This is a genomic window from Helicobacter pylori (assembly GCF_003637665.1).
GTDB classification, from domain to species: domain Bacteria; phylum Campylobacterota; class Campylobacteria; order Campylobacterales; family Helicobacteraceae; genus Helicobacter; species Helicobacter pylori_CK.
On sequence record NZ_MVWR01000001.1, the window covers coordinates 228,317 to 253,627 of the forward strand.

Annotated in this window: 17 protein-coding genes and 1 pseudogene; 10 read left to right on the forward strand and 8 right to left on the reverse strand. The window is 38.9% G+C overall.

Translation table 11 applies throughout. The features are described from left to right. The first annotated feature begins 7 nt into the window (after positions 1-7). The 6 genes from fliG to EAL49_RS01180 all read left to right on the forward strand — a co-directional run bounded on the left by fliG (position 8) and on the right by EAL49_RS01180 (position 8,655). Entirely contained in the window at positions 8-1,039 is a 1,032-nt protein-coding gene (gene fliG / locus EAL49_RS01155) for a flagellar motor switch protein FliG (RefSeq protein WP_000201855.1), read from the forward strand. Next, a complete protein-coding gene (gene fliH, locus EAL49_RS01160) occupies positions 1,026-1,805 on the forward strand; it encodes a flagellar assembly protein FliH (RefSeq protein ID WP_101001366.1) in 780 nt (259 codons plus the stop codon). The genes fliG and fliH overlap by 14 nt, the downstream gene beginning before the upstream one ends. Positions 1,806-1,807: 2 nt before the next feature. Further along, the gene (gene dxs / locus EAL49_RS01165; RefSeq protein ID WP_162973060.1) at positions 1,808-3,658 is read left to right on the forward strand and encodes a 1-deoxy-D-xylulose-5-phosphate synthase; all 1,851 of its coding nucleotides are present in this window, start codon (positions 1,808-1,810) and stop codon (positions 3,656-3,658) included. Between the two features lie 20 nt (positions 3,659-3,678). Continuing rightward, the gene (gene lepA / locus EAL49_RS01170) at positions 3,679-5,469 is read left to right on the forward strand and encodes a translation elongation factor 4 (RefSeq protein ID WP_120828445.1); all 1,791 of its coding nucleotides are present in this window, start codon (positions 3,679-3,681) and stop codon (positions 5,467-5,469) included. 15 nt (positions 5,470-5,484) lie between these two features. Beyond that, positions 5,485-6,243: a protein NO VEIN domain-containing protein gene (locus EAL49_RS01175; RefSeq protein ID WP_120828321.1), complete on the forward strand. Its 759-nt coding sequence runs from the start codon at positions 5,485-5,487 to the stop codon at positions 6,241-6,243. Between the two features lie 351 nt (positions 6,244-6,594). Then, positions 6,595-8,655, forward strand: a complete 2,061-nt coding sequence (locus tag EAL49_RS01180) for an OLD family protein (protein ID WP_120828323.1) — start codon at positions 6,595-6,597, stop codon at positions 8,653-8,655. 309 nt (positions 8,656-8,964) lie between these two features. Here the strand turns inward: EAL49_RS01180 and EAL49_RS01185 are convergent, their stop codons facing one another. The 8 genes from EAL49_RS01185 to EAL49_RS01220 all read right to left on the reverse strand — a co-directional run bounded on the left by EAL49_RS01185 (position 8,965) and on the right by EAL49_RS01220 (position 20,261). After that, positions 8,965-9,774 (reverse strand): flagellar hook-basal body protein, encoded by an 810-nt coding sequence (locus EAL49_RS01185; RefSeq protein ID WP_120828325.1) that lies wholly within the window; start codon positions 9,772-9,774, stop codon positions 8,965-8,967. Positions 9,775-9,826: 52 nt separating this feature from the next. Further along, a complete protein-coding gene (locus tag EAL49_RS01190) occupies positions 9,827-11,107 on the reverse strand; it encodes an MFS transporter (protein WP_120828328.1) in 1,281 nt (426 codons plus the stop codon). 263 nt (positions 11,108-11,370) lie between these two features. After that, positions 11,371-13,929, reverse strand: a complete 2,559-nt coding sequence (locus tag EAL49_RS01195) for a DNA translocase FtsK (RefSeq protein ID WP_162973061.1) — start codon at positions 13,927-13,929, stop codon at positions 11,371-11,373. After that, on the reverse strand, positions 13,926-16,262 hold the full coding sequence (gene addB / locus EAL49_RS01200; RefSeq protein WP_120828332.1) for an ATP-dependent deoxyribonuclease AddB: 2,337 nt from the start codon (positions 16,260-16,262) through the stop codon (positions 13,926-13,928). Before addB ends, EAL49_RS01195 begins: the two co-directional genes overlap by 4 nt. Continuing rightward, a complete protein-coding gene (tkt, locus tag EAL49_RS01205) occupies positions 16,259-18,184 on the reverse strand; it encodes a transketolase (protein WP_120828334.1) in 1,926 nt (641 codons plus the stop codon). Before tkt ends, addB begins: the two co-directional genes overlap by 4 nt. 46 nt (positions 18,185-18,230) lie before the next feature. Beyond that, on the reverse strand, positions 18,231-19,073 hold the full coding sequence (locus EAL49_RS01210) for a bifunctional riboflavin kinase/FAD synthetase (protein ID WP_120828336.1): 843 nt from the start codon (positions 19,071-19,073) through the stop codon (positions 18,231-18,233). Next, positions 19,039-19,746 (reverse strand): 23S rRNA (cytidine-2'-O)-methyltransferase TlyA, encoded by a 708-nt coding sequence (gene tlyA, locus EAL49_RS01215; RefSeq protein WP_120828338.1) that lies wholly within the window; start codon positions 19,744-19,746, stop codon positions 19,039-19,041. Before tlyA ends, EAL49_RS01210 begins: the two co-directional genes overlap by 35 nt. Next, positions 19,746-20,261, reverse strand: coding sequence for a hypothetical protein (locus EAL49_RS01220; RefSeq protein ID WP_000523535.1), 516 nt, complete (start codon positions 20,259-20,261; stop codon positions 19,746-19,748). Before EAL49_RS01220 ends, tlyA begins: the two co-directional genes overlap by 1 nt. Before the next feature lie 66 nt (positions 20,262-20,327). On the opposite strand from EAL49_RS01220, the gene pyrB reads away from it, so the two are divergent. The 4 genes and pseudogenes from pyrB (at position 20,328) to EAL49_RS01240 (ending at position 25,309) form a co-directional block, all read left to right on the forward strand. Next, positions 20,328-21,251 (forward strand): aspartate carbamoyltransferase, encoded by a 924-nt coding sequence (gene pyrB, locus EAL49_RS01225; protein WP_120828339.1) that lies wholly within the window; start codon positions 20,328-20,330, stop codon positions 21,249-21,251. Positions 21,252-21,504: 253 nt separating this feature from the next. Then, positions 21,505-22,946 (forward strand): annotated as a pseudogene (hofB, locus tag EAL49_RS01230) (outer membrane beta-barrel protein HofB). Between the two features lie 90 nt (positions 22,947-23,036). After that, positions 23,037-24,692, forward strand: a complete 1,656-nt coding sequence (locus EAL49_RS01235) for an ABC transporter ATP-binding protein (RefSeq protein ID WP_120828342.1) — start codon at positions 23,037-23,039, stop codon at positions 24,690-24,692. Next, positions 24,686-25,309, forward strand: coding sequence for a neuraminyllactose-binding hemagglutinin family protein (locus EAL49_RS01240; RefSeq protein ID WP_120828344.1), 624 nt, complete (start codon positions 24,686-24,688; stop codon positions 25,307-25,309). The genes EAL49_RS01235 and EAL49_RS01240 overlap by 7 nt, the downstream gene beginning before the upstream one ends. Positions 25,310-25,311: the final 2 nt, after the last annotated feature.

A 25,311-nucleotide genomic window follows, 5' to 3' on the forward strand; every position in this document is an offset into this window, starting at 1 on the left:
GTTAAAAATGGCAACCAAGCTTACCCCCAAACAAAAGGCTCAATTAGACGAACTTTCCATGAGTGAAAAAATCGCTATTTTACTCATTCAAGTGGGCGAAGACACCACAGGCGAGATTTTAAGGCATTTAGACATTGACTCCATTACAGAGATTTCTAAGCAAATCGTGCAATTAAACGGCACAGACAAGCAAATCGGCGCGGCGGTTTTAGAGGAATTTTTTGCGATTTTTCAGTCTAACCAATACATCAATACCGGCGGTTTAGAATACGCCAGAGAGCTTTTAACTAGGACTTTAGGGAGCGAAGAAGCCAGAAAAGTGATGGATAAACTCACTAAAAGCTTGCAAACGCAAAAAAACTTCGCTTATTTAGGCAAAATCAAGCCCCAACAACTCGCTGATTTCATCATTAACGAACACCCTCAAACCATTGCATTGATTTTAGCCCACATGGAAGCCCCTAATGCGGCTGAGACTTTGAGCTATTTCCCTGATGAAATGAAAGCCGAGATCTCCATTAGAATGGCGAATTTAGGCGAAATATCGCCCCAAGTGGTTAAAAGGGTTTCCACGGTGTTAGAAAACAAACTAGAATCGCTCACTAGCTATAAAATTGAAGTGGGCGGTTTGAGAGCGGTGGCTGAAATCTTTAACCGCTTAGGCCAAAAGAGCGCTAAAACCACGCTCGCTCGCATTGAAAGCGTGGATAACAAGCTCGCCGGCGCGATTAAAGAAATGATGTTCACTTTTGAAGACATAGCCAAACTAGACAATTTCGCTATCAGAGAGATTTTGAAAGTAGCGGATAAAAAAGACTTGTCTTTGGCGTTAAAAACTTCCACGAAAGATTTAACCGATAAATTCTTAAACAACATGAGCAGTAGGGCTGCAGAGCAGTTTGTGGAAGAAATGCAATATTTAGGGGCGGTTAAAATCAAAGATGTGGATGTGGCCCAAAGGAAAATCATTGAAATCGTGCAGAGCTTGCAAGAAAAAGGCGTGATCCAAACCGGTGAAGAGGAAGATGTCATTGAATAGCCGTAAAAACTTGATCCAAAAAGACCATTTGAATAAGCATGACATTCAAAAATACGAATTTAAAAGCATGGCAAACTTACCCCCTAAAACTAATCCTAATAGCGCGTCTTTAGAAACGTCTAACCACCCCCAAGAGCCTTTGGAAAAAAAAGCGATAGAAAACGATTTGATTGATTGCTTATTGAAAAAAACCGATGAGCTTTCAAGCCATTTAGTGAAATTGCAAATGCAATTTGAAAAGGCCCAAGAAGAGAGCAAAGCTTTGATTGAAAACGCTAAAAACGACGGCTATAAAATCGGCTTTAAAGAGGGCGAAGAAAAAATGCGTAACGAGCTCACCCACAGCGTGAATGAAGAAAAAAACCAGCTTTTGCATGCGATCACGGCTTTAGATGAAAAAATGAAAAAATCAGAAGATCATTTAATGGCTTTAGAAAAGGAATTGAGCGCGATTGCGATAGATATCGCTAAAGAAGTGATCCTTAAAGAAGTGGAAGACAACAGCCAAAAAGTAGCCCTTGCTTTAGCTGAAGAGCTTTTAAAAAATGTTTTAGACGCAACGGATATTCATTTAAAAGTCAATCCCTTGGATTACCCTTATTTAAACGAGCGTTTGCAAAACGCTTCCAAAATCAAATTAGAGAGCAATGAGGCTATTTCTAAAGGAGGCGTTATGATCACTAGCTCTAATGGGAGCCTTGATGGGAATTTGATGGAGCGCTTTAAAACGCTCAAAGAAAGCGTGTTGGAAAATTTTAAGGTGTGATTTTGCAAAATAAAACTTTTGATTTAAACCCTAATGATATTGCAGGCTTGGAGTTGGTGTGTCAAACGCTACGGAGTCGTATTTTAGAGGTGGTGAGCGCTAATGGGGGGCATTTAAGCTCTTCTTTAGGGGCTGTGGAGCTGATTGTGGGCATGCATGCCTTATTTGATTGCCAAAAAAACCCTTTCATTTTTGACACTTCGCACCAGGCTTACGCTCACAAGCTCTTAACCGGGCGCTTTGAAAGCTTTAGCACTTTAAGGCAATTTAAAGGTTTGAGCGGCTTTACTAAACCCAGCGAGAGTGCATACGATTATTTTATTGCCGGGCATAGCTCCACTTCAGTATCTATAGGCGTGGGGGTGGCTAAAGCTTTTTGTTTGAAACAAGCGCTAGGCATGCCTATCGCTTTACTAGGCGATGGGAGCATTAGCGCAGGGATTTTTTATGAAGCCTTAAACGAATTGGGCGATAGGAAATACCCCATGATCATGATTTTGAACGATAATGAAATGAGTATCAGCACGCCTATTGGAGCCTTATCCAAAGCCCTTAGCCAGCTGATGAAAGGCCCGTTTTACCAGTCTTTCCGCTCTAAAGTTAAAAAAATCTTAAGCACCTTACCTGAAAGCGTGAATTACTTAGCGAGCCGTTTTGAAGAATCTTTTAAACTCATCACCCCGGGCGTGTTTTTTGAAGAACTAGGCATTAACTATATAGGGCCTATTAATGGGCATGATTTGAATGCGATTATTGAAACCTTGAAATTAGCCAAAGAGCTTAAAGAACCGGTGCTAATCCATGCGCAAACCTTAAAAGGCAAAGGCTATAAAATCGCTGAAGGGCGCTATGAAAAATGGCATGGGGTGGGGCCTTTTGATTTGGATACCGGCTTGTCTAAAAAATCCAAAAGCGCGATTTTATCGCCCACTGAAGCGTATTCTAACACCCTTTTAGAATTGGCCAAGAAAGATGAAAAAATCGTAGGCGTAACCGCGGCGATGCCTAGAGGCACAGGATTAGACAAACTCATTGACGCTTACCCTTTGCGCTTTTTTGATGTCGCTATCGCTGAACAACACGCTTTAACTTCCAGTAGTGCTATGGCTAAAGAGGGGTTTAAACCTTTTGTGAGTATCTATTCTACTTTTTTGCAAAGGGCTTATGATTCTATTGTGCATGACGCTTGCATTTCTAGCCTGCCGATTAAATTAGCTATTGATAGGGCTGGGATCGTGGGTGAAGATGGCGAGACGCACCAAGGGCTTTTAGACGTGTCGTATTTGCGCTCTATCCCTAACATGGTCATTTTTGCCCCACGAGACAATGAGACTTTAAAAAACGCCGTGTATTTTGCTAATGAATACGATTCAAGCCCTTGCGCGTTCCGCTACCCTAGGGGATCGTTTGTATTAAAAGAGGGGGTTTTTGAGCCTAGCGGTTTTGTTTTGGGGCAAAGTGAATTGTTGAAAAAAGAGGGCGAAATTTTACTCATAGGCTATGGTAATGGTGTGGGGCGGGCGCATTTGGTCCAACTGGCTTTAAAAGAAAAAAACATAGAGTGCGCGCTTTTGGATTTGAGATTCCTTAAACCTTTAGATCCAAATTTAAGCGCGATCGTTGCCCCTTATCAAAAGCTCTATGTTTTTAGCGATAATTACAAGCTTGGGGGGGTGGCTAGCGCGATTTTAGAGTTTTTGAGCGAACAAAATATTTTAAAGCCTGTTAAAAGCTTTGAAATCATGGACGAATTTATCATGCATGGGAACACCGCTTTAGTGGAAAAATCCTTAGGCTTAGACACAGAGAGTTTGACTGACGCTATTTTAAAAGATTTAGGACAAGAGAGATGAAAGAAAAGACGCCTACGCCAATGAAAAATATCCGCAATTTTTCCATTATCGCTCACATTGACCATGGTAAAAGCACTTTAGCGGATTGTTTGATTTCTGAATGCAACGCTATCAGCAACAGAGAAATGACGAGCCAGGTGATGGACACTATGGATATTGAAAAAGAAAGGGGCATTACGATTAAGGCTCAAAGCGTGCGCCTGAATTACACTTTTAAAGGGGAGGATTATGTTTTAAACCTCATTGACACCCCAGGGCATGTGGATTTTAGCTATGAAGTGTCTCGCTCTTTGTGTTCGTGCGAAGGGGCGTTATTGGTGGTGGATGCCACTCAAGGCGTGGAAGCGCAAACCATCGCCAACACTTATATCGCTTTAGATAACAATTTAGAAATTTTACCGGTGATCAATAAAATTGATTTGCCCAATGCGAATGTTTTAGAAGTCAAACAAGATATAGAAGACACGATAGGGATTGATTGCTCTAACGCTAATGAAGTGAGCGCTAAAGCTAGGCTTGGCATTAAAGATTTGTTAGAAAAAATCATTACGACCATTCCTGCCCCTAGCGGCGATCCTAACGCTCCCTTAAAAGCACTCATTTATGATTCATGGTTTGACAATTATTTAGGGGCGCTAGCGCTGGTGCGCATCATGGACGGGAGCATTAATACAGAGCAAGAAATTTTAGTGATGGGAACGGGTAAAAAACATGGCGTTTTAGGGCTATACTACCCCAACCCTTTGAAAAAAATCCCCACTAAAAGTTTAGAATGCGGTGAGATTGGCATTGTGAGTTTGGGGCTAAAAAGCGTTACGGATATTGCGGTGGGCGACACGCTCACAGACGCTAAAAACCCTACCCCTAAACCCATTGAAGGCTTTATGCCGGCTAAACCCTTTGTTTTTGCAGGGCTTTACCCTATAGAAACGGACCGGTTTGAAGATTTAAGGGAAGCGTTATTGAAACTCCAGCTTAACGATTGCGCTTTAAACTTTGAGCCTGAAAGCTCTGTGGCGCTTGGCTTTGGCTTTAGGGTGGGCTTTTTAGGGTTATTGCACATGGAAGTGATTAAAGAAAGGCTGGAGAGGGAATTTGGCCTTAACCTCATCGCTACCGCTCCCACGGTGGTGTATGAAGTGCATTTAACCGATAATAGCATCAAATACGTTCAAAACCCTAGCGAATTGCCCCCTGAAAACCATATCGCTTGCATCAAAGAGCCTTTTGTGAGGGCGACGATCATCACGCCGAGTGAATTTTTGGGTAATTTAATGCAGTTATTGAATAATAAAAGAGGCATTCAAGAAAAAATGGAATATTTGAACCAATCTCGTGTCATGCTCACTTATTCCTTGCCGAGCAACGAAATTGTGATGGATTTTTATGACAAGCTCAAATCTTGCACTAAAGGGTATGCGAGCTTTGATTATGAGCCGATAGAAAACAGAGAGGCTCATTTAGTGAAGTTAGATGTGAGAGTGGCAGGCGATGTGGTGGATGCGCTTTCTATCATTATAGATAAAAACAAGGCGTATGAAAAGGGGCGAGCTTTAGTGGAAACGATGAAAGAGCTTATCCCAAGACAGCTTTTTGAAGTCGCTATCCAAGCGAGCGTGGGGAATAAAATCATCGCCAGAGAGACGATTAAATCTGTCGGTAAGAATGTAACGGCTAAGTGTTATGGGGGCGATATTACACGAAAAAGAAAACTCTTAGAAAAGCAAAAAGAGGGTAAGAAACGCATGAAAGCTATCGGCAAGGTGGAGCTTCCCCAAGAAGCGTTTTTAGCGATATTAAAGATTGATTAGGGCGTTGTTAAGTCTATGGCAAAACATAGAAATTATGAAATTTTAAATCTCATAGGCTATGTTTTGGCAAAATTTGATAATGACTTTATTAAAGAATTTGGTTTTTCTACTAAAAATGCTTTTTTTGAATATTGTGTCCAAATTGGCTTGGCTGACACGATTGGTGTTATCAAAAATCGCATGGATTTATTTGATTATTTTTTTCCTAACAAACGCAAAGGTTGGTGGCAAAAAGGCGATGCCTATATCCATAGAAAATTATGGATTGATAGTTTGTTTGGAAATGAAAGCGTTAAGGGTTTTAGCCATATTGTGAAATTGTTTTTGCAAGAACAATACGGAATCAAAGATTTAGGCATTACCCCTAACGCTTACCTTAAAACCCGCTATAAAAGCATGCAAGAAACGGGTTTAGAAGCCGAATTGTATTTTTTAAACTACTATAAAAACATCAAAATATTCTCTTGTGGGCATTTAAAAGACATGCGTCTTTTTGGCGATGGGTATGACTTCTATATTCAAACCAACAAGCAGGCGTTTTTAGTGGAAGTTAAGGGGATTAGAGAAAAGCAAGGGGCATTGAGATTGACCCAAAAAGAATACGATCAAGCGCAAACTTATAGCCATGATTATGTGCTTGTAGTGGTATTGAATTTGAGTGAAAAACCCTATCTTTTATCTATCGCTAACCCCTTAAAGCATTTAGAATTTAAGGCATGCGAGAGGAAGCAAAAAAGCATTTTAGAATACCACTTAATAGGGCAAATAAAATAACTATATTAAAGGTGGGGTTCATTTAATCTAATTAATAGCAGTGGTTGGAAATTTAGATATAATGAAGAGCTTTAACCAAGCTTGAGAGACGGATGAAAAAAATCCGCTTGAATTATCTTAAAAATGAGCCAAGAAGGGAAAAATCCACATGAGCAATCATCATAACAACAAAAAAGAAGAGAATACAAACAAGGCACAAGTTACCCCCCCCCCAACAATAATAACGATGCAGAGCCTTTAAAGGTAACCACGCGCTACTTAGAGGTCAAGAATTATAAAAATATTGGTGTTCAAAACGAGCAAGAAAAAGATGAAAGGCTGTATCTTAACAATTCGTTTAATGGCGATAAGTTGGGCGGTTTGGTTATTATTCTAGGTGAGAATAATACCGGTAAAAGCAATTTATTGAAAGCTTTAGGGTGTTTTAGCGAGCATGTAAATGAATTTAAGGAAAACTGCACCCCTAATTATTTAGGGTTTAAAGATGCGATCACGCAGTTAGGGTTGTGTGCAGAAGAAAAAAGTGGCAAAAATAAAAACAATGTGTTTAAGGCAAATATAGAGATTAAGAATGATGAAGTCTCGTATTCTCTAACCCCAACAACCGAGCAACTTAAAAGCGTTTGTTTTGCATTACTCAATAGTTTAGGTGGGTTAGAAGCCAATACTAAAACAGACTTTATCAACAAGCTTAATCGCACAAATAATGAAGACAGTTTGTTAAAGCTTTTTAACGAAATTGATCAGCTTTTAAGCAATGAAAAAGTTGTAATAGAAGTAAAAAAGCAATTTCAAAAAGATTTGTCTAATTGCAAGACAAAATTAAATCAAGAATTAGAACAAATCACTAATAAATGGAATGATTATCTAAGATCAGATGATACAATGATAGGAGAAATAATTGACAATATTGTTAATAAAGAGACAACGCTAGAACACATGCGTTCTTATTTAGAGCAATTCAGAGAACTTGTAAAAGGATGTGTCGACCGATACAATCGTAATAATTGGAACCATATAAACTATCCCAATTTCCCCACAATAGATTTAGAAGAACCTATTTTAAAAAATCCTACTTTAGGTTCGCATGTGGATTATGAGAATATGGAAAGTGTTTTAAAAGATTACCCATTAGAAAAGTATGCGGATGTAAAACATTTCTTGCATTCTAAACTAGGTCAAGTCTTTTATTACAAACCCACAAAGAGTTTTGAAGCTGAAGATTTGATGACAACGCCAGATGATTTGACTCAAAGCGAGTTTTTTGAACTCTTGTTTAATGCGATCGATCAAAATGCTTTTAAAGAAATAAAGGAAGCTTATAACGCTTATACAGAAAAAAAACAGAGAGGTTATTTAAACCAAGCAGAAAGAAAATATGAAAAGCTTATCAATGAAAAGGTTTCTAAACATTTCAATCAAATGTATTTTCAAAATAAAAATGAAGATTTTTATTATGAATTTGATTTTAAATTAGACAGTCAAGAGATCTCACTCTCACTTTTTAAGAGAAGCAAGGAAGAAAAAGAAGAAGTTTTAGTGTTAGACCATCAAAGCGAAGGGTTTAGGTGGTATTTTGATTTGTTTTTCAATCTCTTATGTAGTTCTCATTTAAAACCTAATTCTATTGTTATTATAGATGAAGGATTTTCTAAGCTTTCTGCACCTACATGCATAGAGTGCCACAATTTTTTAAAAAAATTAGGGCAAGACAAAGGGATTACTTTTGTGATAAGCACGCACAATCTCTATTTTGCAAATCTAGATTATTTAGATGAACTAAAATTTTTGAAAGTAAATAAGGATTTGCGTAGTGTGAGTGTCAATCAATTTACATCTAGAGATCTAAATGATAGCACTCCTTCAAAGGTTATAAAAAAATTAATATGTGCGAACCATAAGACTCTTAATGAAAACGATCGTCTTTTGTTTGTAGAAGGCATTAGCGATTACAATTATTTGAGCGCGTTTAAATTGCTCTATGAACAGGAAAAAAAGACCTCCTTAAACATCGTGTTTTTACCCGTTAACGGACTAGGGAATGATGATTTAAAAGAATCAAAAAAGCCACAAATGAAACAAATTTTAGAAACTTTAGTTCAAGAAGAGCCAAACACCACGCTATTAGTGGATGGGGATACAAGGGGTAAGGCATGCGAAGAGTTGAATAAGGAATTAAAGAATAAGCTCAACATTCTAAAACTCAATGATTGCGATGATAGTTTTAAAAATTTCAAAAACATTGAAGATTGTTTCAGCCAAAAGGATAAAATCAAATTGGACTTAAAAAACAAAAGCTCTCGCTCACACACCGCCTATACAAGCGCTTTAAAGAATGACTTGCTCTTAAACCCTAGTTTAGTGGAAGCAGAAAGAAAATTTTTACAAGCTTTTAAAATGGCTCTATCTTAAAATGGATACTGATAATCAAGTGGGTAATCAAAAAGCTTGATTGGGGCGATAAAAACATTAAGGGAATTAGAGACCAAGCCGACACTCTCTAACCATTACAGAGACGGCATCAACTGTAGCGTCTCAAACCTTAATGGGAATATCCTACCACAAACGAGCTTAAAACACAAAAGCCACAACGAACTGAACAATAAAAAAGAAAAAATAAACATGCAAACATGCGCATGCATGGAAATTTTTCACAAGTTAAAGAGGCAAAAGAAATTTTTGAAGACTCGCAAGCCAAAAACAATCCTAAACCATTCGCCTTTAAGCTTTTGTAGCGAGTTTATTGATCGCTTCAGCGTTCATGTCATCTTGATGGGTTTTTAGCACTTTAGAATACATGTCCAAAAAGCGGTTGATTTCAATTAAAGCGCTCATCTCACGCACCGCATTGACATTGCTTTTTTCTAGCATGTATTGTTTTAACGCACCAGAGTCAGAGACTTGATGGATGCCTTCGCCCTGATAAGTATAAAGGTTTTGCCCTATTTTTTTAAGGTTTTTAGGTTCGCTAAAACCCACTAAAGCTAACGCGCCCGCTTGAATTTGGGCTTCATTATCCCTAAAAGTGATTCCACCATTTTGATTGACTTCAATTTCAGCGTCAGGCATGAGCATGATCCCTCCTTTTTCGTTCAAGCCAGAGCGTGAAAGCACCTTAAAGCCATTAAGAGTAACTAAAAAGCCGTCTTTATCCACGCTAAAATGCCCGTCTCTGGTATAAGCGACGCCCTCATTAGTTTGTATCGCAAAATAGAGGTTAGGGCTTGTTAGGGCAAAATCTAGGGGGTTATGCGTTCCTTCAAACGCGCCAAGGCTTCTATCCGTATAGATTTCTGATAGAATAGGCACACGATTGAGATTGCGATTCAAATACTTCGCACTCGCTTTGGTTTGATCTTCTAATGGCAGTTGCTCTCGGTATTGTTGGTAAAGCCTTAAAAAATCGCCTGTAATTGTGTCGTCTCTTTTAAAGCCATTGGTGTTTAGGTTAGCTAAATTATTAGAGGTTAAATCCAAGCGGTTAAATTGTGTGGCCATCGCTCCTGCGGCCGCATAATACCCATTTTGCATGCAATAATCCTTTTAAAAGGAAAATTATAGCAAAAATTAAATAAGAACCAATTTACTCCAAATAGGTTTTTTTAGGGAATATGATAACCATAACCATAAAAATAATAATGCTCAACATGACATAGCCCACAAACCCCACTTCAAAACCATGTTGTTTGAATTCTAACGCTACATAGCTCGCACTCCCCCCAAAAAGCGCATTTGCAATCGCATAAGCCAGCCCCACGCCAAGCGCTCGCACATGTTCAGGGAATAATTCCGCCTTAATAACCCCAGCAATGCAAGTATAAAAACTCATCGCGCTCAATGCAAGCATTTCATAAAATAGGGCTTCATACACGCTAGTAGCATGCTTGATACCATAAAAGACAAGGGGCGTTACAATAAGCCCTGCGATAGCAAAAATCATCAACATTTGGGTGCGTTTGATCCTGTCTGCAAGCATCCCGCATAAAGGCTGCAAGAAGATGAAATAACTGAGCGCTAAAAGCATGATAAAACTGCTTTCTTTAGGGCTAAATGATGAGCTATTAGTTAAAAAGATTTTTAAATACACCGTAAAAGTATAGAAACACAAACTCCCTCCCATAGTTAGCCCAAAGACTATCATTAAGGCTTTTTTATGGTGGAGCAATTCCTTTAAACTGCCCCTTTGGGTTTCGTCTTTAATAGTGGTTTTGGAAGTTATCTCACTATCCATAGTTTCTTCCATGATATTTCTTAAAAAGAGCGAGAGTAAGGCTAATATACCCCCTAAAGCGAATAAATAACGCCAAGCGAACGCGCTGATTTGCTCATGCGTGTAAATATTTTCAACGATAAAGAGCGAAAAAATCGCTAAGAGTTGCCCTCCAACTAAAGTTACATATTGAAAAGAACCATAAAAACCTTTTTTGCCATTCTTGCCTAATTCAGAGAGGTAAGTGGCGACCACGCCGTATTCGCCTCCCACGCTAAAGCCTTGCAAAAGCCTGGCTAACAATAAAAATAAAAACGCCCATTCCCCTACGACTTCTTTAGTGGGGAGCAATGCCAACATGAAAGAGCCTAGCGCCATAAGGATAATAGAATACACCATAGAGGTTTTACGCCCCTTTTTATCCCCCAATTTACCAAAAAACAAACTCCCCAAAGGGCGCATGAAAAACCCTAGCATGAAAACCAAAAAAGCTGAGATTAGCGCTAAAGTGGGGTCGTTCGTGTGGGTAAATTCCTTAGCGAAATAAGGCGCTAAGAACGCATAAGCGTAAAAGTCATACCATTCCACTAAATTGCCTGAACTAGCGGCTAAAAGGGATTTTAAGGGTTTTTTGGTGGCGGTTTGGGGGCTCATGGCTATCCTTGAACATGAAATTTTTAGGTAATTTTACTAGGAGTTAGGGAAATCACAGATAATATTTGATTAATAGATGAAAGGTTGGTATCGTTTGTATCATTGAGAAAAGTTTTTGTTTTTAATGAAGGATTGATAATAAAGTCTAAAAAATGCGCAAAGGCATTTTTAAAATCAATCATAAAGAGCTTGCGAAAAGCAAGCGGTAACTTTTAAAAATTAAAAATAATGTTTCTATTGCCAATATCCAATGAAAACAAAGCCTAAAAGTTTTGCAAAATCTCTCTGTTGCCTTTGGCGTTTCTTGGGGATAAAAAGCCTTGAGCTTCTAATTCGTCAGTAATGGTAGCGGCTTGGTTGTAGCCGATTTTTAATTGGCGTTGTAAAAAACTCGTAGAAGTGATCTTTTTTTCTAAAATCACCGCTTTAGCCCTTTCTAGAATGTCATCGCCTTGATAGTTAGGGGTGTCTAAAGGCATGCGCGATTCTTCTAGCAAGAAATCTTTATCGTATTCCACTTCTTTTTGGGCTTTAATAAAATCCACGATTTTTTTGATTTCATCTTCAGTGGCAAAGGGGGCATGCAAGCGCACTAACCCGTTCGCTCCCGGGGGGGTAAAGAGCATATCGCCTCTTCCTAACAAGCTTTGCGCCCCATCGGTGTCTAAAATCACTTTAGAATCAATCTTAGTGCCTACCCTAAAACTCACCCTTGAAGGCAAGTTGGTTTTAATCAAGCCGGTTACGACATCCACGCTTGGGCGTTGGGTCGCTACAATGAGGTGCAAGCCGCTCGCGCGTCCCATTTGAGCGATTCTAGCGATAGGAAACTCCGCTTCCTTGCCCCCTGTCATCATGAGATCCGCTAATTCATCAATCACCACAATCAAATAGGGGAACGCTTCAACGCCGTTATTTGGGGCTTGCTCATTGTAAGAATCAATGGTTTTAACCTTGTATTCGCTCATTAAAGAATATCGGCGTTCCATTTCTTTAGCCACGCTTTGTAAAGCCCCAATAGCTTTTTTAGGGTCGGTGATAATGGGCGTGAGTAAGTGGGGAATGTCTGCATAAATGCTAAATTCTACCATTTTGGGATCGATCATCACTAATTTGAGCTGATCGGGGGGGTTTTTATAAAGTAAGGATAAAATCATCGCATTCACGCCCACGCTCTTACCGCTTCCTGTCGTGCCGGCGATGAGCAAATGGGGGAGCTTTTTTAAATCCGTGATGAAAGGGTTACCCACAATGTCTTTGCCTAAAGCTAGAGTTAAGGGCGAGCTGGATTTTTGAAACAATTCGCTCTCTAGAATTTCTCTTAAATAAATAATTTGGCTTTGGCTGTTAGGGATTTCAATGCCAACGACATCTTTACCTTTAATAGGGGCTTGAATGCGGATGGATTCAGCGCATAAAGTCATCGCTAAATCATCGCTCAAGCCTAAAATACGACTCACCTTAACATTGGGAGCTGGGCGGAATTCAAAAGTGGTTACAATAGGGCCTGAATAAGTGCGGATAATATCGCCATCAATTTTAAAGGTGCGCAGCTTGCTCAATAGATCCTGGATTTTTTGGTCAATCTCGTTTTCGTCTAAAGAAGTGTCCTTCAAACAAACCGCATTCAATAATTGCGTGGTGGGAAGCTCATAATCTTTGGGTTTTTCTACTTCGCCATAATCCAATCCGTCTAATATCTCTTTATTTTCGCTCAATTCTTTAACCATAACGGGTTTTTTAGTGCTTGTGGGGGTTATTATACTAAAGTTTGGAGCGTTTTGTGCCTCTTTTTCTTCTTCTTTTATATTTTCTTTTATCATTTCTTCTTGTGCGTTTTCTTGTGGGTTTTCTTCTTTTTTTGGGTGGTTGGGGGTTTTTTGGTTTTCTGTCTTGTTGTCATTTTCTGTGTTGGGCGCAAGTATGGGCATGATAGGTTTGGGCGTGGCAGGTTTGGACATAGTAGGAGCAAGAGTTTCTTGTTTAGGCGTGGGTTCTCTTTCTTTAGTTTCTTGCTTAGTTTCTTTTAAAGGGGGGTTAGTGGGGTTAGACAAATCATCAAATCGGTTTTTTTTAGGGTAAATAGTGTAATGGGTAGGGGGGTGGGAGGAAATTTGGACTAAGCCTTCTTGCGGCTCTGAATCGTTTAAAGTCGTGTTATAGGGGGTAGGGATCGCTAGAAACGATTCTTCGTTAGGGGTTTTGTGGTTTTCATCAATAAGGTTTTCTTTAAGGTTTTCTTTTTCTTTGTCGTTGTTGGTTTCTTTTTTTTGGATATCTGATGGGGTGTTTTCAAAACCCTCTTTTTTTGGGCTAAAATTAGGGCTAAAGGCTTGTAAGCATTGTTTATAAATCTCTTTTAAAAGGTTTTGCGTTTTGTTTATATAAGGATAAAAAACGCTTTTAGGGGGTAGTTTGAATAAAATCAAATAAGAAATAACTATCATAAGCGTTATCAGCGCATAAAGCCCAAAGTCCCCTATAAAAGGGCGTAAAAACAAACGCGCGCTGTTGCCGATTTCCCCTTGATTCAACAGGCTAGATTGTAAAAAGAGCAAAGATAAAATGCCTAATAGATGCCCTAAAGTTTTTTCTAAAACGATTTCTGTAAAAGGGTTTTTAGTCTTGTATAAAAGGAATAAAACCCACGCTAAATAGGGCAGATTAATCAATGAAAGATACCCAAAATATTTTTTATTGAGTGCGGCAAACCACACCCCAAAACGCCCCACTAAACCGCTATTACCTAGCCATGAAGATAGGGTTAAAAACGCTAATAAAACCCCTATGATTAAAGCTAAATAAAGTTTTTTAGATTTCATCGGTTGCACATGTCTTTAAAAGAGCAATATTCACAATCTTTAGCCTCTAAAGTTTTTTCAAAAACCATTTCTTGCTTGAGTTTGGGGATAAGAGAAAATTCCAAATGATCCATTTTAGCCTGTAAAATAAGCTCATCTTCTTCCACTAACTCGCCCTTTCTTAAATCATAAAAAAAGGCTTTTATAGGCTCTTTGTAGCCCAGATTTTTAAGGGCAAATGCATAGATGGCCATTTGATAATCGGTGCTGATTTGAGCGATTTCTATGGGGCTTAAGCCTTCTCTTTGTGTTTTACTCATGTTGTCTAATTTCAAATCGTTTTTGAATTTGTAATCCAATAAAATCATCTCATTGTCAGCCGTTTTGTCAATCCTGTCTATACGCCCTTTAAACGCAACGCCTTGAATGGTCGTTTCAAAGCTTTTTTCAAGATCAAGGATTTTGATTTTTGTATTAAAGCGTTCTTTTTCTTTAAGATAAAAAGCTTGGATTTTTTTGAGCGCTACAAGAGTGTCTAAACGCTCTTTAGGGGTAATGTTTTCTCTTGTTTCTAAGAGCCAAATGAGTCTCTCTTCTAATGCATAGGGGTTTTTGTCTTTTTCATAAGCTTCTTTTAAAAGTTCATGGAGCAAACTGCCCACAGCGCTATTATTTTCATCTTTAGGGCTTTCTTTGAATCGCTTCATGTAGTGGTAGTAGAAACGGCGCTTGCAAGTTAAAAAAGCGTTTAATGAGCTAGTGCTAAAGCTAAAATCTTTAGGGATAGCGGCTTTGATTTCTTCTTCTTGGTAGTCTTTTAAAGGAGTTGGTGCAAAAAGCGTGTAAGCGTCTTTGATAGGCTCTATATGCAAATTTAATTCTAAAAGCATGTTAGAGGCTTTTGAAGTTTCGCTCTCTATATAAGAAAGTGTTATTTCTTTAGAGTTTTTAAAGAGCTGGTAGTAATAATGTTTTTGCAAATTTTTCTTATCCAATAAAGTGGGGAGGTTGAGCGATTTCCTTAAAGCAGAGTTTAAAAACAAATCGCAATCTTTAAGGCTTGGCACGCAGGTTTCATTAAAATCCACAATAACGATTTTATCAAATTGCATGCCCCTTGTTTCTAAAGTGTCCATGACTCGTATTTTGCCCCCACTAGAATCGTCTAAGCGGAAGTTGGCTTCAAATTCTTGCAAATACAAATGCAATAAATCTTTAAGGCTGTAGTTTTTAAGCGTGTCTTTTAAAAGATGATACTGGTGCATGATTTGAGAATGCACTTCTTTTAAGGGCGCTTTTTCTTTAGAGCTTTGTTGTTCTAAAAGCGGGAGCGTAATATTTTCTAAATCCAATAACGCAGACTCGCTTAAATTAAAATCGCTTGTTTGTAAATCTTCTAAGATTTTGACAAGCTCTGTATAATAAGGGCTGTTTTTAGCCCCTAATCCCATCGCAAAATTCAAATTGTTGTTTCTATCTAAAAGTTTTAAAAAAGGTAAAAAATCCGCATTGGGCGTGATGATCGCCATTTTATTAGGGTCGTTATCTTTTTGCAAATATTCTTCTATGGTTTGTAAAACTAAAGCGCTTTGTTTTAAATAACTGGAGTTAGCATAAAGCTTTGGCTCTATTTTTTGATCATTAAAAGTTTGAGAAAGGATCTTTTGGGTTTTAAAATCAATGGAATAATCGCAATCTGTCTCTAATTTGAGATTCAAAAATTCCAAAAATTTTTGGTTGTATTTATCGCAAGATAGGTGTAAAGTGATAGGCACTAATTCGGCCACTTCTAATAAGCATTGCCTTTCAAAAACACTCATAGAGCCGTCTAAATACCATTCAATGGAGGAAAAATGCTCAAAAAATTCTTTTAAAATGGCGGGCTTTTCTTGCATGATTTTGTCATAAAAGCCTAATCTTTCTAGCTTTTTAATGTAGCACTCATAAATCATTTCCAAGACTTCTAAATGCTTTTCATAATCCAAATAAATGTCTTTAGAAGAAAGTTCATTGAGTTTGATACAAGCCGAACTCAGCTCATCAAACAAATCAAACAAAAAAGAAGTGCTTTCCAAATACCCCAAAAAGCTGTTTTCAAAAAGCAAAAGCCCTTCAAGAATGGATTTTTTTTCTTTAGCGATAGCTTTAATGGTGTCTATCATTAAAATTTGGCGCGCGTTTTTAGGGATTTTCTTTTTATTAGGGATGTAAAAAGCCTGTTCAAAAAAACTCCCCATGCTCATCGCGCTAGGCAAAAACCCTTCGCCTTGCTCTAAATAGAAATGTTTCAAACGCCTAGTGGAGCTAAAAACAAACAAGGGGGTTTTTTCTAAAAAAAGTTTTTCTAAGTTCATGCGTTGAGCAACCTTTTAGCTTGAGTGGTAATGTTTTCAACGCTAAAGCCGAATTTCTCAAAGAGTTTATCGCCCTTTGCTGAGCTCCCAAAAGAATCCATGCCAATGATTTTATCCGCAAAACGATACCACTCTATCGCACGGCTCGCTTCAATGACTAAGACTTTGCCCTTAAAGAGTTCTTTAAGATAGCTTTCATCTTGCTCTATCAACAAATCAAAGCAAGGTGCGCTGATGACTTGCGTTTGGATATTTTCTCGCTCTAAAATTTTAGCGCTCTCTAAAGCCAAAGACACTTCGCTCCCGCTCGCAACGAGCGTGATAATGGGATCTTTAGAGTGGTGTTTAACATACGCCCCTTTTAAAACCTGCTCTTTAGAAACCTCATCAAGCACGGGCAAATTCTGGCGCGATAAAATAAGAGCGCTAGGAGCGTTCAAACTTAACGCCACTTGCATGCAAGCCGTATTTTCAAAAGCATCGCTGGGTCTGAAAGCATAGAAATTGGGCAAAGCGCGTAAATGGCTCAATTGCTCTATGGGCTGGTGCGTCGCTCCGTCTTCGCCCACGCCAATGCTGTCATGCGTAAAGATAAAAAGGGCTTTTAGTTTCATCAAAGCGCTCAAACGAATGCTGGGCATTAAATAATCGCTAAACACAAAAAAGGTCGCGCAAAAAGGCACAAACAAGCCATACGCCGCTAAAGCGTTAGTGATAGCCCCCATGGCATGCTCTCTGATCCCAAAATGCAAATTCTGCCCTAAAGGGAAATCGCCAGAGTGTTTTAACTGCGTGTTATTAGAGGGGGCTAAATCCGCGCTCCCCCCTAAAAAGCCCTCGCATTCTTTAGCGATAGCGTTTAAAATCATGCCGTTACTCACTCTCGTGGCTAGAGATTCGCCTTTTTTAAAGGTGGGGTAATGGATGGCGTTAAAATCAAAATCCTTTAACGCATGGATTTTTTCTTTTATTTTAGGGCTTAAGGATTTTTCCCATAAGGCTTCTAAGCTAACGCCCCTAACTTTCACTTCTTCAAAATGCATTTTGTTTTTTGGGCTAATGATAAAGCTTTCATTAGGATTGATTTGAGCGTTTTCTTTGGATTGTTTTAACACTTCTTTATTTAAAGGCGAGCCATGCGTTTTTTCACTCCCCTCTAAACCAACAGCCCCCTTACCAATAATCGTATGAGCGATCAAAAGCGTGGGTTTATGGGATTTTTTGGCTTCTTCTAAAGCGTTATGAATCGCTTGATAGTCATGCCCATCGCATTCTAGCACTTCCCAATTTTGCGCTAAAAAGCGTGTTTTAACCTGTTCGCTAAAACTAATATTAATAGCGCCTTCAATGCTTATCTGATTGCTGTCATAAATCACGATGAGGTTATCAAGGCGAAGGTGCCCGGCTAAAGAAGCGCTCTCATAGCTAATGCCTTCTTGCAAATCCCCATCCCCACACAAGCAATAGACTTTATGAGAAATCACTTCTTTATCCAAAAGGTTTTGAGCGTATTGACTCGCCATGCTAAAGCCCACAGCGTTAGCAAAACCTTGACCTAAAGGGCCTGTGGTGATCTCAATGCCTTCAGTGTGGTGCAATTCGGGGTGTCCTGGGGTTTTAGAGTGTAATTGCCTGAAACGCTTTAAATCTTCTAAACTCAAATCAAAGCCCCACAAATGCAACAAACTATACGCTAACGCGCTCGCATGCCCTCCGCTAAAAACCAGCCTATCCCTATTGAGCCATTTAGGGTTGGTGGGGTTAAGATTCAGGTGCAAGCTTAAAACCACCATCACATCAGCTAGCCCTAAGCACACGCCCGGATGCCCGCTATTAGCCTTATCTATCATGTCTGCACACAAAAAGCGAAGCGCATTCGCCATGCTTTTTAATCGTTCTAAGTCAGCGTTACTCAATCGCATTAAATTTTTCCATTTTTAAGGTTTTTAAAAGCCATTTTAACACAAATTATCTCAAAATCTCTTTGGCCATTAAGATGTCTTGTTGGATCTGATTTTTAAGCTCTTTTAACGAAGAAAAACGCATGTTGTCTCGTATTTTTTGAACCAAACGCAAAGCGATTTCTTTGGGCGGGTTTTCTATGATGGTATCAAGAACATGGCATTCTATGGCGAAATGTTGATCCGTGCTTAAGCGATTGCCTATAAAACTCACGCTTTTTTGATAAATTGGATCCTTTATTTTCACTAAACTCGCATACACCCCAAAACTAGGGAGGATAAAATCTTTAGTTTTGATATTTAAAGTAGGCGCTAATTCTTTATGCCCTAAGCCTTGATCGCTAATGACCTCCCCGCACACTTCATAAGGCCTGCCTAAGAGCTTGTTAGCTAAAAGTAAGTCGCCATGACTTAGGGCTAGTTTGATGGTTTTAGAATGCACGCTAATGTTTTGGATTTTCACTTCAGGCACAATAATGGTTTTTTCAAAACGCTCTTTTAAGAATAAAGCGTCATTTTGCCTCTCATGCCCAAACCTGAAATCATAGCCCACCACCAGGCGTTCTAAATGGGGGAATTTCTTTTTTAAAAGCTCTAAAAATTCTAGGGCGTTTAATCGCGAAATCTCTTCTAAATACACAAAAAATAAAGGCATGCCCACGAGTTTAGCGCGGTATTTTAGGGGGGTTAAATAGCCTTTAGTGTAATGTTTTTTTTCTATGATTAAAAGGGCTTTGGGGTCTTTTAATTCTTTAAAAAGGGCTTGATGCCCTAAATGCAAGCCATCAAATTTACCGATAGCTAAGCTTTTAATCTTAGGCTCGCTTGAAATGGATAAAAAATTCAACATTCCCGTTTTTCCCTTTCACTAAGCTTTCTTGGATCTTTAAGATTTGAAAATCCTTTGTTTTTAAATGGTTTTTAAAGTTTTCTAAAGCGTTCAAAATGGCTTCTTTATCCATTACCACCCCCTTTTTATTGCGTTTTATTTTTCTACCCACTTCAAATTGCGGTTTGAAAAGCGCCAAAAATTCACCGCTTAAAGGCACAATCGCCTCTAAAATACAATATAAAGAAATAAAGCTCACATCACAAAGCACTAAATCAATTTTTTCTGGCGTTTTAAATTCTCTAATATCGCACTCTTCGTAACATTCTATGCGTGTATCGTTCCTTAAACTTTCATCTAATTGCATTTTCCCCACATCCACGCAAAGCACCTTTTTGGCCCCTTTTAAAAGAGCCACTTGACTAAAGCCCCCCTTGCTCGCTCCCACATCTAAAACCACCTTTTCTTTAAAATCTATAAAATGATCTTCTAAAAAAGCCCCTAATTTTTCCCCAGCCCTGCTAACGAGTAAATTTGGAGCGATGAGTTCAATTTGATCACCCTCTTTAACGATAAAAGAGGGTTTAGAGATGACTACCTTATTGACTAAAACCTGATTTTTTAAAACCAACGCTTTAGCTTTTTCTCTGCTATTTGCTAAATGCTGGTTGAATAAAGCGTAATCTAGGCGCATTAAAATTGAGGTAGGGGGACTTGATAAGCGAAATTAAAAACAATCTTGCCTAAACTATAGGCATCAAGCTCTAGTTTGGCTTCTTGCACCGCTAAATAATCCAATTTGTTAAAAGCGAGCAAAAAAGCTCTGCTCCACCGGTTCGTGGTTTCTAAAATGCCATCAAATTCATCTTTTGTGATTTCTCGCACCCATAAAGGCTCTGAGCCTGTAGGTTTTGTGCCAAAAAGTTCATAAGAAATATAGCCATCATCTATCCAATCGTTATTTTGCGTGAAAATCTCCACTAAAAAATACTCATGGTCATAGTAAGTGCCGCTATCCACATCGTTTAAATGCGTAGCGATAGCCGTGATGATAGGCACATTATCTTGGGTGATTTCGCCCTTTCTGCTGGCTTGGATCTTTTTTTCTAACACTAAGTCTAGCGTGTAAGTGTCTTCATTAAAATTGCTCACACACCCTAAACAAAAGAATAAAAACACCAGAAGTGTTGAGAGATTTTTCAAGCCCATTCCTTGCTAAAACCCATGCCATTTTTAGCTAAAATAAAACCTATATTATAACTAAAAGGGGGTTTTATGCCAAAAAAATGCCGACACTTGCTCCAAACCAGCGATTTAAGCCTAGATGAAATCAAGCTTTTATTAGAAAAAGCGAGCGTTTATGCGAACGATTTTAACGCCGTATCTTTAGAAACAAAAGAAAAAATGCACAATAAAATCATCGTGGCTTTATTTTTTGAAAATTCCACCCGAACGGTGTCTAGTTTTGAAATCGCAAGCCTAAGGTTGGGGGCAAAAATAGTGAAATTAAACATGCAAACAAGCTCCACTTCAAAGGGTGAAACTTTGATAGACACTTTTAAAAATATCCATGCCATGCAGCCTGACGCTATCATCACACGGCATGCTTTTTCAAGCGCGCCTTTTAAATTAGCTGAATTTTCACAATGCCCTTTGATTAACGCAGGAAGCGGCACAAGCGCTCACCCTACCCAAGCGTTATTAGACTTGCTCACCCTTTATCGGCATTTTGGCAGTTTGGAAAATCTAAAAGGAAAGAAAATCGCTTTTATAGGCGATGTGAAAAATTCCAGAGTGGCTAATAGCAACATTAAATTGCTCCAAAGGCTAGGGCTTGAGATCATGCTGTGCGCCCCAAGCTCCATGCTCCCTACCACTCCTTTAAAAACGACGCACAACATTGAAGAAGCGATAGCATTTGCAGACATTTTAATGAGTTTGAGGACCCAAACCGAACGGCACAACACGCCCATTTTTGCGAGCTTGAAAGATTATGGCAACGCTTATTGCATCACCCAACAACGCCTAGAGGCTCATGCTAAAAATAAAGAGATCATTATTTTACACCCAGGCCCGGTGCATAGGGATATTGATATAGAAAGCGCGGTGTTAGAAGACAAGCGATCTAAAGTTTTAGAGCAAGTCAAAAATGGCGTGGCAATGCGCATGGCGGTGTTGGAATTTTTGCTATTAGATTGATTATCAAACTTAAAAAATGCTTTTTAGCATTTTTTAAAAAAATGGGTTTGGTTATAAAACGGCACAAAAACCCCAATTTGATTAAATTTTGATTTACTTTATCTCATTTTATGATGAAATTAAAAAAATTTCGTTATAATCTAAAATAGTTGAGTTAATTAAAAGTAAATAAATAGCTTGATTATGCTTCTTTGTTTTTAGATCAGTTAAGAATTGCAGTCTTTAAGATGTATTGGCTATTAAAAGGAAAAAAATGAAAAATAGCGCGCCTTTAAAGAATCAAGTTTTTTGCGGGTTATATGTTTTAAGTTTGAGCGCTTCTTTGCAAGCGTTTGATTATAAAATTGAAGTTTCAGCGGAGTCCTTTTCTAAAGTTGGCTTTAATAAAAAAAAAAGATTGACATAGCTAGGGGGATTTATCCTACAGAGACTTTTGTAACCGCTGTAGGTCAGGGCAATATCTATGCGGATTTTTTATCCAAAAGCCTTAAAGATCAAGGGCATGTTTTAGAGGGAAAAGTCGGCGGCACGCTAGGAGGGATCGCTTATGACAGCACAAAATTTAATCAAGGTGGATCGGTTATTTATAACTACATCGGTTATTGGGATGGCTATTTAGGGGGTAAAAGAGCCTTGCTTGATGGCACGAGTATCCATGAGTGCGCGCTTGGATCTGATGGCAAGGTGATTGATTCTATAGCGTGCGGGAACGCTAGGGCTAATAAAATCCGCCGTAATTACTTGATGAATAACGCTTTTTTAGAATACCGCTATAAAGATATTTTTACGGCTAAGGGAGGGCGTTATCAATCTAATGCTCCTTACATGAGCGGTTACACGCAAGGTTTTGAAATCAGCACTAAAGTCAAGGATAAAAATGAAGGAAGCCACAAATTATGGTGGTTTAGCTCATGGGGTAGGGCGTTCGCTTATGGGGAGTGGATTTATGATTTTTATTCTCCAAGAACCGTGATTAAAAACGGGCGCACTCTAAATTATGGTATCCATTTAGTGGATTACACTTATGAAAGAAAAGGGGTTAGCGTCAGCCCTTTTTTCCAATTTTCGCCCGGGACTTATTACAGCCCTGGGGTGGTTGTAGGCTATGATAGTAACCCTAATTTTGATGGCGTGGGCTTTAGATCCGAAACAAAAGCTTATATTTTGCTCCCTGTCCATGCCCCCTTAAGAAGAGATACTTATCGTTACGCTGTGAAAGCGGGCACTGCTGGGCAAAGCTTGCTCATTAGGCAACGATTTGATTACAATGAATTTAATTTTGGGGGAGCGTTTTATAAAGTGTGGAAAAACGCAAACGCTTATATCGGCACGACAGGAAACCCTTTAGGCATTGATTTTTGGACCAATAGCGTTTATGATATAGGGCAAGCCTTAAGCCATGTGGTAACCGCTGATGCCGTCTCTGGTTGGGTTTTTGGTGGGGGCGTGCATAAAAAATGGCTGTGGGGGACTTTATGGCGTTGGACTAGCGGCACTTTAGCCAATGAAGCGAGTGCGGCTGTTAATGTGGGCTATAAGATCAGTAAGAGTTTGACAGCGAGCGTGAAATTAGAATATTTGGGCGTGATGACGCATTCAGGCTTTACGGTAGGGAGTTACAGGCCCACGCCCGGCTCTAAAGCGCTTTATTCAGACAGGAGTCATTTGATGACAACCCTTAGTGCTAAATTCTAACCAATCGCTTTAAGCTGTTTATTAAAGCGTTAAAAATCCCTTAATAAAAACACTATAATACAAGTTTAATCAAATCCAAAGGTTAAGCATTTGAAACTCTTTTTCAGGCGGTATTCTAAATACCTTAAAGAGCATTATAAAAGTTTTATAGTGGTTTTATTTTCTTCTTTGGTGGTGGCTTTAAGCACGGCTTGGGGGACTTATTTGGTCAAGCCCACTTTAGATGAAATTTTTATCAATAAAGACACTCACATGCTCAAAATCCTGCCTTTTTTAGTGATTTTGGCGTATTTGGGCAAGAGTGGGGGCATGTATTTAGGCACTTATTTCACTAACTTTATCGGGCTTGATATTGTCAAAAAAATACGCAACACCATGTTAGAAAGCCTTCTAAAAATGGAAATGGATTTTTTTAACAGGACTAAAAAGGGCGAATTGATCGCAAGGATCACCAATGATATCGGTTTGATTAGAGCGAGTTTGTCCAATTACCTTTCAGAGAGTATAAGAGAGGGGCTAACGATTGTCGGGTTAGTGGGGGTGGTGATCTATCAAAGCCCTAAATTAGCACTAGTGGGGCTAGTGATCATGCCGCTAGCCGCTATTCCTATCAGCAAAATCATTCGTAAGGTTAAAAAACTCGCTAAATCCCATCAAGAGAGTAACGCCAAAATCACCGCTCGTTTGAGTGAAGTCTTTAACAATGTGGAAGCGATTAAAATCTCTAATGGCGAAAAGTTAGAGCATAAGGCTTTTGTGAAAGAAAATGAAGCGTTTTTTAAAATCGGTATCAAAAACATCGCTGTGGCTGAAATTTCTTCGCCTTTAATGGAGTTTTTAGGCTCGATTGCGATAGCGCTAGTGATTTATTTAGGGGGGAATGAAGTGATTAGGGGTCATATTAGCGTGGGGGCGTTTTTTTCTTTCATCACGGCCCTTTTTATGCTCTATACGCCGATCAAACGCTTAACTAGGATTGTTTCTAATTTTCAAGAAGCCTTAGTCGCTAGCGACAGGATCCATGAGATTTTAGAAAGAGAGCCGGCTATTGTTGATGGGGGATTAACGCTAAATAACGCTATACACACCATAGAATTTAAAAAGGTGTGGCTGGCTTATGCGCTAGATGTTCAAGAGCGTTATGTCTTAAGCGATATTAGTTTGAAATTCCAACAAAATGAAATCATCGCTTTAAAAGGCGAAAGCGGGAGCGGTAAAAGCTCATTAGTGAATCTGATCTTACGCCTTTATGAGCCAAGCCAGGGCGGAATTTTCATTAATGATCAAAAAATAGAGAGCATCACTCAAAAATCCTTGAGAGAAAAGATTAGCGTTGTCACTCAAAGGGTGTTTATTTTTAACGGGAGCGTGGCTGAAAATGTGGCGTATGGTTTAGAAATTGATGAGGTCAAAATCAAAGAATGCCTAAAAAAAGCTCAAGCCTTAGATTTTGTGGAAAAAATGCCTCATGGGATAGAGAGCGTTTTAGATGAGTTTGGCGCTAATCTTAGCGGCGGCCAACGCCAAAGAATCGCCATTGCAAGAGCCTTGTATAAAGACGCTCAAGTTTTAATCTTTGATGAAGCCACTTCCGCTTTGGACAATAACACAGAAGAGAGCGTTAAACAAAGCATTTTAGAATTGAAACAAAACCGCTTGATCATTCTCATCTCGCACAACCCAAGCACGCTAAAATTAGCCACTAAGCATGTGAAATTAGAACATGGGCGTTTGATAGAATGCTAAGGGTTTTAAGCGTTGGTGTTGTTTTTATTTTACTAGGGTGTCAGTTTTTCAACAAAACAACGCTCCATTTAAAATATAAAGATTACCCCAAAAACAGCCCTTTAAAAACCGCTTTCACTTTAACCCCCCCTAAAATCTTTTTTAACGCCCGTTTTGTGCCGCCCTTTTACCAAAAAGAATTTAAAAAAGCGCTCACCCAACAAATCGCTTATTTTTTAAAAGATAAAAGCGCTTTTATTCTCAATGTTTCAGGCAATGTTTTTTTTTCTTTTGAAGAGAGTCCTAAAGATTTAAAAGCCATTAAAGAAAGGCTTAAAAAGACGATTGAGCCTAACGCTGACCCAAAATCTGTCATGCGTTTTTTAAACCTTCAAGCGAGCTTGATTTTAGAATGCGTCCCGCAAACCACTTGCCCGTTTGACACCCTTTTAATCCCCACCGCTTTCAGCGTGCCTGTTTATTATGCTAATCGTTTGGGCGATAACCCCTCTCTTTTTTCCCAAGAAGACAAATCCTATCATAACGCTTTAATCAAAGCCCTTAATAAGGCTTACTATTCTCTTATGGAGGGTTTAGAAAAGCGTTTGAACGCTATAGAAAATGCCGAGTGGCTTTAAGG

Coding starts and splice junctions, on each gene's coding strand:
- lepA (WP_120828445.1), top strand. CDS start 3,679: ATGAAAAATATCCGCAATTTTTCCATTATCGCTCACATTGACCATGGT.
- EAL49_RS01220 (WP_000523535.1), bottom strand. CDS start 20,261: ATGGGCTTGAAAAATCTCTCAACACTTCTGGTGTTTTTATTCTTTTGT.
- pyrB (WP_120828339.1), top strand. CDS start 20,328: ATGCCAAAAAAATGCCGACACTTGCTCCAAACCAGCGATTTAAGCCTA.
- EAL49_RS01185 (WP_120828325.1), bottom strand. CDS start 9,774: ATGCAAAATGGGTATTATGCGGCCGCAGGAGCGATGGCCACACAATTT.
- fliG (WP_000201855.1), top strand. CDS start 8: ATGGCAACCAAGCTTACCCCCAAACAAAAGGCTCAATTAGACGAACTT.
- tkt (WP_120828334.1), bottom strand. CDS start 18,184: ATGCGATTGAGTAACGCTGACTTAGAACGATTAAAAAGCATGGCGAAT.
- EAL49_RS01195 (WP_162973061.1), bottom strand. CDS start 13,929: ATGAAATCTAAAAAACTTTATTTAGCTTTAATCATAGGGGTTTTATTA.
- EAL49_RS01175 (WP_120828321.1), top strand. CDS start 5,485: ATGGCAAAACATAGAAATTATGAAATTTTAAATCTCATAGGCTATGTT.
- EAL49_RS01210 (WP_120828336.1), bottom strand. CDS start 19,073: ATGTTGAATTTTTTATCCATTTCAAGCGAGCCTAAGATTAAAAGCTTA.
- EAL49_RS01240 (WP_120828344.1), top strand. CDS start 24,686: ATGCTAAGGGTTTTAAGCGTTGGTGTTGTTTTTATTTTACTAGGGTGT.
- tlyA (WP_120828338.1), bottom strand. CDS start 19,746: ATGCGCCTAGATTACGCTTTATTCAACCAGCATTTAGCAAATAGCAGA.
- fliH (WP_101001366.1), top strand. CDS start 1,026: ATGTCATTGAATAGCCGTAAAAACTTGATCCAAAAAGACCATTTGAAT.
- addB (WP_120828332.1), bottom strand. CDS start 16,262: ATGAACTTAGAAAAACTTTTTTTAGAAAAAACCCCCTTGTTTGTTTTT.
- EAL49_RS01190 (WP_120828328.1), bottom strand. CDS start 11,107: ATGAGCCCCCAAACCGCCACCAAAAAACCCTTAAAATCCCTTTTAGCC.